This window comes from Lysinibacillus sp. NPDC086135, from assembly GCF_044746345.1.
Taxonomy (GTDB): Bacteria; Bacillota; Bacilli; order Bacillales_A; family Planococcaceae; genus Lysinibacillus.
This window is the reverse complement of sequence record NZ_JBIVCA010000019.1, coordinates 1-14,322: the sequence shown is the minus strand read 5'-3', so window position 1 is coordinate 14,322 and position 14,322 is coordinate 1. Positions and strand designations below refer to the sequence as shown.

General features: G+C 38.5%; 12 protein-coding genes, 1 rRNA gene and 1 pseudogene. 3 read left to right on the top strand and 11 right to left on the bottom strand.

What is annotated here, in order from left to right:
* Positions 1-160 precede the first annotated feature (160 nt).
* Entirely contained in the window at positions 161-421 is a 261-nt protein-coding gene (locus ACIPKN_RS20955) for a metal-sensitive transcriptional regulator (RefSeq protein ID WP_004233098.1), read from the bottom strand.
* A gap of 73 nt (positions 422-494) precedes the next feature.
* Positions 495-1,214, bottom strand: a complete 720-nt coding sequence (locus tag ACIPKN_RS20950) for a glycosyltransferase family 2 protein (RefSeq protein WP_400939731.1) — start codon at positions 1,212-1,214, stop codon at positions 495-497.
* 355 nt (positions 1,215-1,569) lie between these two features.
* Here ACIPKN_RS20950 and ACIPKN_RS20945 point away from each other — a divergent pair, with 355 nt between their 5' ends.
* The gene (locus ACIPKN_RS20945; protein ID WP_400939728.1) at positions 1,570-3,507 is read left to right on the top strand and encodes a suppressor of lin-12 (Sel-1L); all 1,938 of its coding nucleotides are present in this window, start codon (positions 1,570-1,572) and stop codon (positions 3,505-3,507) included.
* Between the two features lie 362 nt (positions 3,508-3,869).
* Here ACIPKN_RS20945 and ACIPKN_RS20940 read toward each other — a convergent pair.
* From ACIPKN_RS20940 to ACIPKN_RS20915, 6 genes and pseudogenes are all read right to left on the bottom strand, one after another.
* Positions 3,870-4,263: pseudogene (locus ACIPKN_RS20940) on the bottom strand (hypothetical protein).
* A gap of 75 nt (positions 4,264-4,338) precedes the next feature.
* Complete coding sequence (locus tag ACIPKN_RS20935; protein ID WP_400939890.1) at positions 4,339-5,709, bottom strand: sensor histidine kinase; 1,371 nt, start codon at positions 5,707-5,709, stop codon at positions 4,339-4,341.
* Positions 5,709-6,380, bottom strand: coding sequence for a response regulator transcription factor (locus ACIPKN_RS20930; RefSeq protein ID WP_400939726.1), 672 nt, complete (start codon positions 6,378-6,380; stop codon positions 5,709-5,711). The genes ACIPKN_RS20935 and ACIPKN_RS20930 overlap by 1 nt, the downstream gene beginning before the upstream one ends.
* A 130-nt stretch (positions 6,381-6,510) precedes the next feature.
* A complete protein-coding gene (locus ACIPKN_RS20925; RefSeq protein ID WP_400939723.1) occupies positions 6,511-7,608 on the bottom strand; it encodes a DUF1648 domain-containing protein in 1,098 nt (365 codons plus the stop codon).
* 3 nt (positions 7,609-7,611) lie between these two features.
* Positions 7,612-8,007, bottom strand: a complete 396-nt coding sequence (locus ACIPKN_RS20920) for a GntR family transcriptional regulator (protein ID WP_142509646.1) — start codon at positions 8,005-8,007, stop codon at positions 7,612-7,614.
* Positions 8,008-8,084: 77 nt separating this feature from the next.
* A complete protein-coding gene (locus ACIPKN_RS20915) occupies positions 8,085-8,972 on the bottom strand; it encodes a LysR family transcriptional regulator (RefSeq protein ID WP_400939720.1) in 888 nt (295 codons plus the stop codon).
* Positions 8,973-9,100: 128 nt separating this feature from the next.
* Here ACIPKN_RS20915 and ACIPKN_RS20910 point away from each other — a divergent pair, with 128 nt between their 5' ends.
* Positions 9,101-9,766, top strand: a complete 666-nt coding sequence (locus ACIPKN_RS20910; protein WP_400939717.1) for an O-methyltransferase — start codon at positions 9,101-9,103, stop codon at positions 9,764-9,766.
* A 434-nt stretch (positions 9,767-10,200) separates the two neighbouring features.
* Here the strand turns inward: ACIPKN_RS20910 and aceB are convergent, their stop codons facing one another.
* On the bottom strand, positions 10,201-11,799 hold the full coding sequence (gene aceB / locus ACIPKN_RS20905; RefSeq protein WP_400939714.1) for a malate synthase A: 1,599 nt from the start codon (positions 11,797-11,799) through the stop codon (positions 10,201-10,203).
* Between the two features lie 110 nt (positions 11,800-11,909).
* Positions 11,910-13,193 carry an isocitrate lyase gene (gene aceA / locus ACIPKN_RS20900; protein WP_323656111.1) on the bottom strand — a complete coding sequence of 428 codons (1,284 nt, stop codon included), beginning with the start codon at positions 13,191-13,193 and terminating at the stop codon, positions 11,910-11,912.
* Between the two features lie 214 nt (positions 13,194-13,407).
* On the opposite strand from aceA, the gene ACIPKN_RS20895 reads away from it, so the two are divergent.
* Positions 13,408-14,079 (top strand): LytTR family DNA-binding domain-containing protein, encoded by a 672-nt coding sequence (locus ACIPKN_RS20895; protein WP_400939712.1) that lies wholly within the window; start codon positions 13,408-13,410, stop codon positions 14,077-14,079.
* Positions 14,080-14,228: 149 nt separating this feature from the next.
* Here the strand turns inward: ACIPKN_RS20895 and rrf are convergent.
* Positions 14,229-14,322: ribosomal RNA gene (gene rrf / locus ACIPKN_RS20890) — 5S ribosomal RNA — on the bottom strand; the annotation flags it as partial.

Below are 14,322 nucleotides of genomic sequence, written 5' to 3'. Positions count from 1 at the left end.
GACTTTCAACGATATGTACAACACGTAATCAATAGGTATAAATACCTCGAAATAAAATATAAGTATCGAATTAAACTATATTTTTGTAAAAAAATAAAAACTCACCTGTTTTAAAGTGAGTTTTATGATGATCTTTTTTATAAGGTAGGCTTCCCTTTATTTAACGGCTTTTCACCACTAAATTAACTGCTTCTTGAATAGCTTCATTCATTTTCTCGCCATCACCTTCAGCATTTTGTACACATTCTAAAAGATTCGTACTAACAATAACACCAACTGTACGATCTACTGCTGAGCGTACTGCCGATAATTGAGTAATGACTGCCTTACAGTCCTTTTCTTCTTCCATCATTTTTAAAATTCCACGTAGCTGACCTTCCATCCGTTTCACACGATTTTTCACTTGATCTGAATATTCCATCATCATAGCTCTCCTTCTTTCTATACTTGCTACGTTCTTGAGTAATTTTTATTCTTTATCCTAGCATATTACTTCACCTATAGTTATTTTTCCTTGGATTTAAATAATTCATAAGCATTTTAGCAATAATTGACCCTGCATTTGTTATTTCATCATACTGGATCACTGTATTTTTCTTTATTCGTAGCTGGCCTATCTCTACTTCAAAAATTGGACACTTTCTTTTAATTGCCGCAACTAACATATTTGTGTCGTAGTCATATCGTTCACCTTTTACTTTCATCAGCCACGGTAGCTCTTTTTTAGAAATAAAGCGTAAACCAGTTTGTGTATCCATCAGTTTTCTATGATAAAGGATTTCAAAAAACAAACTTGTTGTTCGATTACCCCAATATGATAAAAACGTGCTGTCCGAGGAATGGAAATTACGTACGCCTAACACAATTCCTTCAGAAAATACCTTTGTCATTGTTAAAACTAGCTTCACATCCTGTAAAGAATGTTGCCTATGAGCACCTACTGTTATAACACCTTGAAACATCCCTCTTTGCTCCATTACATAGGCAAAGGCTGTTTTTAGTGCGCCTCCCTTTCCAATATTGTTGTCATGCTCTAGTACTCGACAGCAGTCAATCTTTTGTAATTCTTCAAATACATTTGCATATTTTTGGTCGCTACCATCATTGACAATAATAACTTGGCTAATAGCGGTGGCTAATAATTGGTGGACATAGGTTATAAGTGACTGTTGTGGATTATAGGCTGGTATAATTGCTGCAATATTTTTCATCATTTCTATCCCCCGGATAATATGAAACTTTGGCATATGCGCTCTCTAATAATCGTTACTGAATTTCAACAAATCTCCTTATAACAAATAGTATCATGTATCGAGGACAATTCAACAATAACGGTATTTTCCCGATATATGAAAAAAGAGGATATCATCGTAGTGTATTGTTGATTTCCGTTCCGACAGCAACAGCACGATATTGGTCACGAAGGCGTTACCATAGGATGTGATGGTTTTAGCCTTCGTTCCTCTATCGCTGATCTTCAAGGGTTCACCCAGTCGGAACAGAAATCAACTAATATACTCGGTGTTAACAAATTAAATATCCAGATTTTTAGTGAAGAGCATACAAAGAATGAAAGAGGTGATTGCTATCGTTGTACAATATGAAATCCTCCAAGATCAATGTAAGAAGTTAAAAGCTTTGTGCTTGGTGAAATTGGCTAATAATTTACAGGATGCTAGCTCGCTCGCCATTGCAAAGCCAGCTCTATCTCTTCAAAAATCACTCCTAGTACTGGAGGAAGTTTTATATGAACTTTATAAGCTGGAAATGCATACCGAACCGAAGCTAAAAAATATTCGATCATTACTCAATAATCGTAGCTTTGTTGCAAAAGTTCATCCACGTCGCATTTATTTATTAATGAATCTTGTAAGCAAAATGACTTCTAGTAATAGAAGTGAAGTTGTGGAGGCAAAGGCAGCAAAAATTGTTCTTGATTATATAAGTGATATTGTAGAATGGTTTATCGAACGCTATGACCGTACCTTCAAGGCAAAGTTGATGCGGCAAAGCTCCCGCTTTGAAGATATAACTTCAGCTTTTGATATAAATACGCTACTTCAAGATGACCAATCAACCGAGGCCTATAAAACTGCTGCAGACTGGTTTGAGCTTGCCGCAAAACAAGGGAATGCAAGTGCTCAATATAATTTAGGCGCTCTTTATAATCAAGGGCGTGGTGTTAAGAAAGATTATGCAGTTGCAAAAATGTGGTATGAACGTGCCGCTGCGCAAAATGATGCAAACGCGCTTTATAGCTTAGGCGTGTTCTATCATTTAGGTCACGGTGTTATCCAAAATTATGAAGAAGCCGCTCACTATTATAAAGCTGCTGCAGATTTAGATAACGCAGATGCGCAGTACAATCTAGGAGTCCTATACAATCAAGGACTCGGTATGCCACTAAACTTTTTCGAGGCGGCAAAATGGTACATGCTAGCAGCCAATTCAGGGAATACAAGCGCTCAAAATAATCTTGGATTCCTTTATCACAATGGAACTGGTGTCGAGCAAAGCTATGAGGAAGCTATAACCTATTTTGAAATGGCTGCATTAGCAGGTGATGCTAGTGCTCAATATAATCTTGGCTATATGTACCTTAAAGGTCGTGGCATCTCGCAAAATTTTGAAGAAGCTGCGCAATGGTTCCATTTAGCTGCACTTCAAGACCATACAAATGCAGAATTTCAATTCGCTATGCTATATAACACTGGACAAGGTATTCCTTATGATCACCTAGAGGCTATAAAATGGTTTAAGCTCGCAGCACATAAAGGACACTTGAATGCTCAATACTGTCTTGGTGTGCTCTATGTTAAAGAAAACGACATAACTTTAGCTAAAAAATGGTTACAGCTAGCCGCTAACAATGGACATATAAGTGCGGGCTTTGAGCTTGGACGTATTTATATATACCACCTCCAGCAACCAGAGGAAGCTCTCCCTTACTTCAAAGCGGCTGCTGAAAAGGGTTATGCTGATGCTCAGTACGAGCTCGGATTATTATATGAAGCTGAATTGAACTATGATGAAGCAGTAAAATGGTGGAGGGCCGCTACTGATCAATCCCATATTCAGTCTGAATATCAATTAGGCTTATTATATGAGCACGGATTAGGGATCGAGCAGGACCTAGAAGAGGCCCGACGCTGCTATCGACTAGCAGCGACCCAAGGACATGCCGGTGCTCAATATCAGCTCGGTAATTTATTTGATAAGGGTAAAGGTGTCGAACAGGATTATACTGAGGCTGCGAAATGGATTGAACAAGCTGCCACTAAGGGACATGCCAAAGCACAATATCAATTGGCTCAAATGCACAGTCATGGGCAAGGGGTACCAAAGGATTTTGTGAAGGCCGCCCAGCTGTATCGACTCGCTGCCAATCAAGGGCATCAAAAAGCACAATTCCAGCTTGGTATGCTTTACAAAAAAGGACACGGTGTTGCACAGGATTATACTGAGGCAACAAAATGGCTTAAGAAGTCTCTTGAAAATATTAAATAAAGGACTCGTTAGCTAAAGTGGGGTTGATTTCCGTTCCGACTGGGCGCTTTGTTGCTGACGCTTCGCTTTCGCACAGAAAAACATTTGTTGCTGACGCTTCGCTTCCGCACAGAAAAACATTTGTTGCTGACGCTTCGCTTTCGCGCAGAGCAAAGCTTTCTGAGGGCGTCCGATGAACCACTTCACTCAACCTATCCACATGAATACATTTTAACAGAATGTCATCCAACTTTTTGTTTTAGCGATTAACTTTCATGTTTTATCAAATGTCATATCTAGCTTTTGATAACGAGCCAAACAAAACTGTTCTTCATAAAAAATACCGTGTCACTCTTATTAAAGACGGTGACGCGGTATGTTGATTAGTTTTTCATTTCTTCTTTTTGATCTACCATAAACGTTACAACGATGAATAAAGCAAAGCTGTTATCCCACCTACGATAAAGAAAATCATTGTAAATGTTCTGCTAAAACTAAATGGACTCAAATTGTAAAACCACATGCCTAGCGTTAAGCCAAAAACACCGAGAACCGCGGATCAACCATGTACTGTCACTAATTTTTGTAATTTCACTTTAAAGGTACGATAGCAAAAACCCCATGCAAACATACTTAACCAATCTATGAGTAATTATGTGCATGTATCGGTTTATATTCGTAACTACCTGAGCTAGACATATGTGAGCCTAGATACGTATCAAATAAGGCAAAAATCGCAGCAAGACGAATAAGGCGTATACTCCATTTTTGTTCCAAAACGATACCCCCCTAAGCTTTTTCAACTTATTTAGCAGTTTATCTTGTGAACATAAACTTTACAGGTACTCCTCATTACAGTTTAGGTAAGTGGACACGCACCTTCGTACCGGAATTTATAACACTATCCATATGAACCGTTCCTCCATGTAATTCAGCAATTTGCTTCACGATGGCTAGTCCAAGCCCAGTACCTTGCTTTGTTCTGGACGCATCTACTCGATAAAAGCGATCAAATACCTTTTGTAGTTGCTCGACAGTCATTCCTATGCCGCTATCCTCAATAAGCACTTCAACTGAGGTTGAGGATTCTTGTATGTGAATATGAATTTCTCCACCTTCGACATTGTATTTAATGGCATTTGTCAATAAATTATCCCACACATTTTGTAATAACCCAGCATCGCCATCATATGTTACTGGTTCAAGCTGATACGATAATTGTACATTAGCGTCTTCAAGCTGCCAGCGATATTTCCTTACGGTTTCCTTTAATTGCTCATCTAAACGATAAGGTTCACACTTTAACAACCTTGTAGATTGATCGAGTGACGTTAGTAATAGTAATTGCTTCGTTAATGTCGACATACGCTTCGTCTCTAGTTCAATAATCGTTGTATATTCCTGCCTTTCCTTGTCGGTCAGCAAGGGATTCTTTAGTAAATCTACATAGCCTCGAATATTCAACAATGGTGACTGAAAATCATGCGATACATTACTGATAAACTCTTTACGTATTCGATCATTTTCCTGTAATTTTTCTGTCATGACATTAAAGCTAACCGCTAATTGTCCAATCTCATCTGCTCGATCTATATCCAGTAGCGTATCGAATTTTTCATGTGCAAGCTGATGTGTTGCCTCTGTTAGTTGTGTAATAGGGCGAATTAGAGCCTTAGCAAAAAGTAGCATTGCCAATAGACTAAGTACTGTCATCGTAAGCATAAGTCCACCAAGTATCGTATGCACTTCAGAGAACAACAAGCGAATATCAGGTCTAATGAACAGTGCATACTGCTTATTTTCATAAGTAAACGACACACCTATCGTATTAATTAACTCATTCGCAAAAAAGCCTGTCACAAAAGTCTCTTTTGGAAAATCACGCATACCATGATAAATTTCCCCGTTTAAAACACGCTTGACTGTATTTGATGGTAATGTTTTATCACGATACTCACCTCCGAAAAAATGCCCTTCGCCATCAGTTGTTACATAAATTTGATAACCTATTTCACCAAGAGTCGCTAAATAATTATCTAAATCGTTAGGCTTTGAAGACTCAATGTATTTCGCAATATCCTGCGCAATTTTCACATTTTTAGCATCGTTTTTTTCCTTTACAACTTGATGATAATACGTATTTGTCGCTAAAAAGCCGATACATAAGCTGCCAATCATAACGAGCATCGTCGTGACAACAAATCTACTATATAACGTTTTTATCATGTACTAACCTCAAGCTTATAGCCAACACCACGCACTGTTGTAATCTCAACACCTGATTTATAACGATGAAGACGTTCACGAATCCGCTTCACATGCGTATTTAAAGTCTGCTCATCCCCATCGTAATCATAGCCCCACACCTGCTCCATAATAAAGCTACGTGTAAACACCTGATTCGAGCGAGATGCTAGTAATGCCAATAGTTCAAATTCCTTTAGAGGTAGAACAAGTGTATCTTCCCCAATGACAACCTCAAAGCTTCGACGATCAATAACGAGTCTACCCACCTGGATGGTTACCTGATTTTTCTTATCGAATCTACGCAATATCGCGGCTATGCGAAACAGCAATTCTTTAGGTTCAAAAGGCTTTACAACATAGTCGTCTGAGCCTGCCAAAAACCCTCGTTCTTTGTCCTCAAGCTCGCCTTTTGCTGTTAATAACAATACGGGGATATCGTACTCCTGGCTCAATGTCTCGGTTAATGTAAAACCATCCATTCCTGGCATCATAACATCTACAACTGCCAAATCAGGCAAGTTTCCTTCAAGTAGTTTAAGAGCCTGTTGTCCGTTTTCCGCCTGTATCACCTGATAGCCCTCTCTTATCAGATAAATATTCACTAGCTGTAAAATATGTACATCATCATCTACAACGAGAATTTTCATTCAGGTCAACCTCCGTCCAACTTGTTTCTGGTACACTATTTTAACAAAAAATCCGCCGAAAAAAGTTAAAGTCTCCGGCGGATGTCACAGAATTATGCCGAGGCATAATTGATAACTTCATTTTTTCATATTATAACGAAAAGAAAGAAATAAACAGCAATATAAGTAACGGCAAACCAATTACGATATAGCCACGTGGATTTGCAAAATTCATCGTCCAACCGACCCCAAAGCGTTTCTCTACAAAAACGGAAGGATCTTGACGATTCGCATAAATTAATCCACCCCTCCAATAGCGATCCTCATCAACATCCATTACTTCTGAAACGACATTGTCTCCATAGCTCACCCTCAGCTTGCGTTTCTTCCAGGCGTAAACAAGGACTAAGCCAAGAACAAGCAATAAGAACAAAATAAATACCGGTAGTAGACTTTTTGCTGTAGCCATTGAAGGGTAGATGTTGCTTAGCTGTAATACTGTAAATAATATTGTAAAGGCATAGCTTAATAACATAATGCTCCAACTCATATACTTTCGGCTTTTTAACTGCTCTTCCAATGATTCTTCCTTACGATTAACAGCCAACCTGATTGCTGAACGCTTTATAGAATCTACAATTCCCCACATCATACATTGCATCATCAACATAACAAGTGGCAGTGAAACAGCAGTAAAATATGTTTTGCTTCTCCATGAATCCGCTTCACCACTAGGTCCCCAGTGTACAGCAATGTGATCTGGTATTTGATCATAATGGCGGAATGTAAAGATAATTAGAAACGCCGTAACACCAAAAGGGATTACATAAAATGGCCACGGAAGCATTTCATCACGACTACGTGCTGTTAAGTCAACAGCACGAACTTGTTTTATAGTTAAGCCCCATTGCCCTTCCTTTTTAAGTTTTAAAATTTTTTGATGGTTTATCCAATATAATGTCATACTGACTGCAAGCATTGCAAATAAGCATCCAAGCAGTAAAATACTTTGCATAAACTCAGATTGTGCAAAATAATAATAGCTAAAAATCATTATCATTAATAATATGACACCAAATATTCCAACGATTTGAGCATAATGCTTTTTCATATTACGTAATACAGGATGTTTTACATTTTGTTCAGGTACAGTAACGCCAAAAATGATTGTCTCACGTACTATATATGGAACAAATACTTGTAGAGCTAATGTTAAGAGGTAGACGGTTAAGAAAACGAAAAGTAGCATGTGCTACACCCCTTCTGCAGGTATTTGCAAATCAGAAAATACCTTTTTTATCATGTGCTCGATTTGTTCAGCTGTTGCGCCGAGCACCATTCCTTCTACCACAACAGGCTTTAGGTTTTTTTCAATTTGTTGAAATTGTTCAGGAGTTAATGCTCGCTCCTCAGTTGAACGAATAATAGCACCTGATTTGGCTCTTATAGTAATGATCCCCTTTTCCTCTAGCTCATGATAGCTTTTATTAACTGTGTGCATATTGACGCCCAGATCTGCCGCTAAACTACGTACAGATGGTAGGGTATCTCCTGGTTTCATTTCTCCTCTTGCAATACCTTCAATAATTTGCCGTGTTACCTGTTCATAGATTGGTACATCAGATTGTGGCTCTATTTGAATAAACATTCATATCATCTCCATTTTTGTTATACAAACAGTATAACAAACAATCATTACTTGTGCACAAAGGAGGGATATTGAAATTATAGAGAGTTCTTAATAGTTTCTATAAACTTTTGCACAAGTAAGCTATGCCTTTCATTCTTTCTTGTGCAAATTGCAATTTTATGTTTAATATGAACATCCTTTACATAAACCCTTGCCAATTGCCCACTATCAACATACTCTCGAACAGCTAGTGACGAAATAAAATTTGCACCGTAGCCCGCGATTACCGAACGAATCGTTTCATTGATTCCATTAAATTGTAGTGCGATTTTAGGTGGTTTGACTTGATAAGTTTTACATAAAGAAAAAAGATGCTCTCTCATTGAGCTCCCTTCCTCTCGCATAATAAATGGCTCTCTCATCATGTCAGCAAGTGAAATGGATTGATTTGCATAAGGATGTTCAGGTGCGACTACAAACCATAATTCATCCTCAAAAAGCTCCTCCCACGCTACTTCTTCTGGTCTTTCTGAGATACCACCTCCATAAATAGCAATATCAGCTTTATACTGTATTAACTGCTTGAAGGCATCTTGGGTATTAGTTGTCGTAATGACTAAATTAATATCTTCATTTGTACCTTTAAAGGTAGCGGCCCACTTAGGAATTAGAAAGTTAGCTGGTAAGTATGTAGCAACTATATGTATTGTTCCTGCTTTAGCAAGTCGATAATCTCCAATGAATGATTCAATATGTTCTTCAAGCATAACGAGTTTTTTGGCCTTTTCTGCTAAAGCCTCTCCAAATTCAGTTAATACTACGCCCCGTCCTTGCTGTTTAAATAATTGAACGCCAATCTCATGCTCAAATTTTTTTATTTGGCTTGAAACTGCCGGTTGACTTATACGAAGTAATTCCGCTGCTTTCGTAAAACTGCCTGTAGTAGCAACTTGATAAAACAATTTTAATCCATGAATATTCATGATTTCACCTCATACCCATAATCTAAAGTTATGAGTTAATAATAATAATATATTTTCATTATGATTCATTCTATCATACACTTTACATGCAAGCTTGCACGAAAAAATGCGGAAATGGGGACTGTTTGATGACCAATTTTAATGTTTGGAATAATGTAGATGAGTACTTTATGAAAAAACTAATACCGGCAGACACAGAACTTGAAGAAGTATTACAAGCTAATAAAGCAGCGGGTATTCCGGAGATTGATGTATCACCAACTCAAGGCAAACTATTATATTTACTAGCTAAAATAAAAGGAGCAAAAAACATTTTAGAAATTGGAACACTTGGTGGCTATAGTAGTATTTGGATGGCCCGTGCACTACCGAACGAGGGTAAAGTTTATACACTCGAAATTGATCCCGAGTATGCCTCAGTAGCTAAGGAAAATATTAAAAGAGCTGGTTGTGAAGATAAAGTTGAAATTATCGTTGGAAAGGCCTTAGATACGTTACCTACTTTGAAAAAAATAGCCCCACCGTTCGATTTAGTATTTATCGATGCAGATAAGCCTAATAATCCACACTATTTGAAGTGGGCATTAGAATTGGTTAAAACAGGAGCAATAATTATCGCTGATAATGTAGTTCGTGATGGTGCTGTAATTGATGAAAAAAATGAAGATGGAAGGGTTCAAGGTGTGAGACAGTTTATGGATTTATTGCAAGAAGAATCTCGAATTGAATCCACAGCAATACAAACAGTTGGCAATAAAGGCTATGATGGCTTTGTGCTCGCCGTAGTTAAATAATTGAAAAAGGAGATGTCTCATGTTTAATTCGAGACATCTCCTTTCAGCGATAGCTTTTTCGAAGCTATTGCAAATTTTTCTTTCAAACATGTAACAGCTTGTTCTGTACCAACTGTACATCCTATTTCATTTAATGTTTCCCTTATTAATCGGTCCAGGAACCAATAATATTTCGTTATTTCGTATGTTATACTCCTCCTTACAAGCTCCCATCTAAGCTCGTAAGACATCTTTCCATTTAATTCTCTTTACTTTTATTAATAGACCCCTTTTTTGTAACCGTGCTCATTTTTCAGTAAGGAACGAGGGAACAGACCTCGCTCGTTAGTAGAATAAGGTGGACTCCATTCGAGTTTAGTCCACAACAATTTAGGAAAGTTGGATATGTTCATTTAGTAGATCTCAAATCAATTATCAGCGATTGCTGAAAGAAGTTAAGCTAATTTTTCGTATCCTGGAAGCGTCAAGAATTCGGCAAACTCATCTTGCTCAATTAAAGATTTAAACAGCTCAGCAGCTTCTTCATAGCGTCCGCTGTTATAGGCTTGTTCCCCAACAGCCTCTTTAATTTTTACAAGCTCTTCCTCCAAGATATCTAGTACAAAGGCCAATGTAATACCACGGCCATCATCTAAGACCCCTTTTGGATGACGAATCCATTGCCATACTTGTGTACGAGAGATTTCTGCAGTTGCAGCATCCTCCATTAAATTGTTAATCGGTGCAGCTCCATTGCCTCGTAGCCAAGAAGCAATGTACTGAACCCCTACACTACAGTTAATACGAAGACCTTCAAGTGTAATTGTACCTTCTGGAACAGCAACTAAATCTTCCGCTATAACATTTACATCCTCACGCTTTTTATGGATTTGGTTTGGTGTCGCCATAATCGCGTCAAACTGTTCCATTGCCGTTGCAACCATACCCGGGTGCGCTACCCAAGTACCATCGTGGCCATCTGTTGCCTCGCGACGTTTATCTTCTGCAACCTTTGCAAATGCTACAGCATTCGCGTCGTCATCCCCTTTAACAGGGATTTGTGCTGCCATACCGCCCATCGCAGGAGCATTACGTTTATGACATGTTTGAATACATAAAGATGTATATGCCTTCATGAATGGTACAGTCATTGTCACTTGCCCACGGTCCGGTAAAATTACATCAGGCTGATTGCGCAGACGTTTGATATAACTGAAAATGTAATCCCAGCGCCCACAATTCAGACCAGCCGAATGTTCACGTAGTTCATATAAAATTTCATCCATTTCAAATGCTGCTAAAATTGTTTCAATTAATACAGTAGCCTTAATTGTCCCTTGTGGAATTCCGATATAATCTTGTGCAAACACAAAGACATCATTCCATAAGCGTGCCTCCAAATAGCTTTCAAGCTTCGGTAGGTAGAAATAAGGTCCCGTACCTTGCGCCAATGCATTTTTAGCATTGTGGAATAAATACAGACCGAAATCAAAGAAACTACCAGAGATCGGTTCGCCATCCACTAGTACATGCTTTTCAAGTAAATGAAGACCACGTGGACGAACTAATAACACAGCTGTGTTTTCGTTTAATTTATACGTTTTACCATTAGATGCTTGTGTAAATTCAATTGTCTTATTAATAGCATCACGCATATTAATTTGACCGCCAATCATGTTTTCCCATGTCGGGGCAGATGCATCCTCGAAGCAAGCCATAAACATTCTTGCACCAGAGTTTAATGCATTAATAACCATCTTACGGTCAACAGGTCCTGTAATTTCTACACGACGGTCTTGCAAATCTGCTGGAAGTGGTGCAATTGTCCAATCCCCCTCACGGATATGCTTTGTGTCTGGTAAGAAGTTAAGTTTCTCACCTGCATCAAGACGCTTTTGGCGTTCTTGACGAGCCTCTAACAGCTCTTTTCGACGGGCATCAAATTTTTCGTGCAGGGCAAGAACAAACTCAATGGCTTCTGGTGTTAAAATTTCTTTTGTCTGCTCGTTTTGTTCCCCAACAATTTTAAGCTTACCTGTTGTTGCTTGTTCCATCAGTTATTTCCCCCACCTTTGCGAATTTAAGTAGTCATCCCCCGCTTTAGGAGGAGCGGAGGAGACTAATCTATGATTATGAATTTAGGAATACGCGTACTTTGTGAAACTTAAACGAATTGTTCTGTCTCTGTAGAACCAGCCATTGCCGTTGTAGAAGAAGTACCACCAGAGATAACTTGAGATACATCATCAAAGTAACCAGTACCTACTTCACGTTGGTGACGTGTAGCTGTGTAGCCTTTTGATTCTGATGCAAACTCAGCTTGTTGTAGCTTAGAGTATGCAGCCATACCATTATCTTTATAATCATGTGCAAGCTCAAACATAGAGTGGTTTAATGCGTGGAAACCAGCTAATGTTACGAATTGGAATTTATAACCCAATTTACCTAGCTCGCGTTGATATTCTGCGATTTCTTCTTCTGATAAATTTGCTTTCCAGTTGAATGAAGGTGAGCAGTTGTATGCTAGTAATTTACCTGGGAATTCAGCATGAATAGCTGCCGCAAATTCACGAGCTTCCTCAAGGGATGGTTTAGAAGTTTCACACCAAATCAAGTCTGCATATGGCGCGTAAGCTAAACCACGAGCAATCGCTTGTTTGATGCCTGGTTTTGTACGGAAGAAGCCTTCTGGAGTACGTTCACCCGTAATAAACTCAGCATCACGCGGATCGATATCAGATGTTACCATATCAGCAGCATCAGCATCTGTACGAGCGATTAAAATCGTATCCACACCCATTACGTCTGTTGCAAGACGAGCAGCGATTAAGTTACGAACAGCATTTTGTGTTGGAAGTAACACTTTACCACCTAAGTGACCGCACTTTTTCTCAGAAGCTAATTGGTCTTCTAAGTGAACACCAGCGGCTCCAGCTTCAATCATTCCTTTTACAAGCTCAAATACGTTTAGAGGGCCACCGAAGCCAGCCTCAGCATCTGCTACGATCGGAGCGAACCAATCAAATTGATCTACACGCCCTTCAGCATGATCAATTTGGTCTGCACGTTGTAAAGCTTGGTTAATACGCTTAACTACTGCTGGAACAGAGTTTGCTGGATATAAGGATTGGTCAGGGTACATTTGACCAGAAAGATTAGCATCAGCAGCTACTTGCCAACCCGATAAGTAGATTGCTTTTAATCCTGCTTTTACTTGCTGTACAGCTTGATTACCAGTCAATGCACCTAATGCATTAATGAACGGTTCTTCTTGTAAAGACTTCCAAAGTCGAGCCGCACCTTTAGTTGCTAAAGTTTGTTCAAGTACTACAGAGCCCTGTAGCTTAATAACCTCTTCAGCTGAATATGCGCGTTCAATACCAGCCCAACGAGGGTTCTCTGCCCATTGTTTTTCTAATGCTTGGATTTTTTCTTGACGTGTTGACATATTGAAATTCCACCTTCCCCTTTGTATACAATATACTCTGTTAAAAAACTTTTAATCAACTGTTCCATAACAGGTTTATTTGTTATAAATTAATATATAACAGCACATCTGAATTTTCATTATTTTTAGATAAAATACCAAATTTTAATGACAAAACTGCTTTTTTGGGCGACGAAATTTGGTAAACTGTTTACAAACAAGGGGGATATTCACAATGAAAAATGAGTTTAATTCTTTGCCAAAAGATATATCGCAACAGTTTATTTCAATGTTAAAAGACTGGGTTCCAGCCAATTCATCCATTGCAATTGCTGCTGAAAACTCCTATATCTATTTTCATTCTGGACATCAAAACATTAACTTGGAAATAGGTCAACAAGTACATTCTGGTAGCATTGCCGAGCAAGTACTACGCACAAGGACACGAACAGATGCCGTTTTAGATAATTCCTTATTCGAAACACCCTATTATGGAATAGGTTACCCTATAAACATATTAGATGTGCCTGCAGCACTTGTTGTAGTTTTACCTTCAACCTTTACCGAAAAGAAATTGGAGCCCTTTCAATTTTTAACTGGAAAGCAAGAAGAGGAATGGAATCCTGTTGCAATTGAAAAAATCTCTCATATTGAAAGCCTGCAGAAAAAAACGTGGTTTTATGTAGATGGGGAACAATTTAAAACAAGTATTACTCTTAAAGAACTTCAAATGCGTCTACCGTCATCTTTTATTCGCATTCACAGGTCTTATATTGTTAATATTCATTTCATAAAAAAAATGGCTCGTGATCTTACTTCTAATTTTATTGTCACTCTAAAGGATGGTAGTGAACTACCTGTTAGCCAATCTTATTTAAATAATCTTCGAAACGCCCTTGAATTTTAGATTTTGCCTTGCGTAATTGTTGTTGCTGTCGCTTCGCTTTCGCACAGAAAACATTGCTGATTGAAGATAAAAGGCTGTCCTATACATTTATTGTATAAGACAGCCTAAAAAATAAAAAAGCCTGAGAAAAAAATCTCAGACTTTAGATTGCCTAGCGACGTCCTACTCTCACAGGGGGAAGCCCCCAACTACCATCGGCGCTAAAGAGCTTAACTTCCGTGTTCGGTATGGGAACGGGTGTGA

Excerpts from the sequence above, each read along its gene's own strand:
- ACIPKN_RS20955 (WP_004233098.1), bottom strand. The coding sequence starts at position 421 with ATGGAATATTCAGATCAAGTGAAAAATCGTGTGAAACGGATGGAAGGT.
- ACIPKN_RS20950 (WP_400939731.1), bottom strand. The coding sequence starts at position 1,214 with ATGATGAAAAATATTGCAGCAATTATACCAGCCTATAATCCACAACAG.
- ACIPKN_RS20945 (WP_400939728.1), top strand. The coding sequence starts at position 1,570 with ATGAAAGAGGTGATTGCTATCGTTGTACAATATGAAATCCTCCAAGAT.
- ACIPKN_RS20930 (WP_400939726.1), bottom strand. The coding sequence starts at position 6,380 with ATGAAAATTCTCGTTGTAGATGATGATGTACATATTTTACAGCTAGTG.
- ACIPKN_RS20925 (WP_400939723.1), bottom strand. The coding sequence starts at position 7,608 with ATGCTACTTTTCGTTTTCTTAACCGTCTACCTCTTAACATTAGCTCTA.
- ACIPKN_RS20920 (WP_142509646.1), bottom strand. The coding sequence starts at position 8,007 with ATGTTTATTCAAATAGAGCCACAATCTGATGTACCAATCTATGAACAG.
- ACIPKN_RS20915 (WP_400939720.1), bottom strand. The coding sequence starts at position 8,972 with ATGAATATTCATGGATTAAAATTGTTTTATCAAGTTGCTACTACAGGC.
- ACIPKN_RS20910 (WP_400939717.1), top strand. The coding sequence starts at position 9,101 with ATGACCAATTTTAATGTTTGGAATAATGTAGATGAGTACTTTATGAAA.
- aceB (WP_400939714.1), bottom strand. The coding sequence starts at position 11,799 with ATGGAACAAGCAACAACAGGTAAGCTTAAAATTGTTGGGGAACAAAAC.
- aceA (WP_323656111.1), bottom strand. The coding sequence starts at position 13,193 with ATGTCAACACGTCAAGAAAAAATCCAAGCATTAGAAAAACAATGGGCA.
- ACIPKN_RS20895 (WP_400939712.1), top strand. The coding sequence starts at position 13,408 with ATGAAAAATGAGTTTAATTCTTTGCCAAAAGATATATCGCAACAGTTT.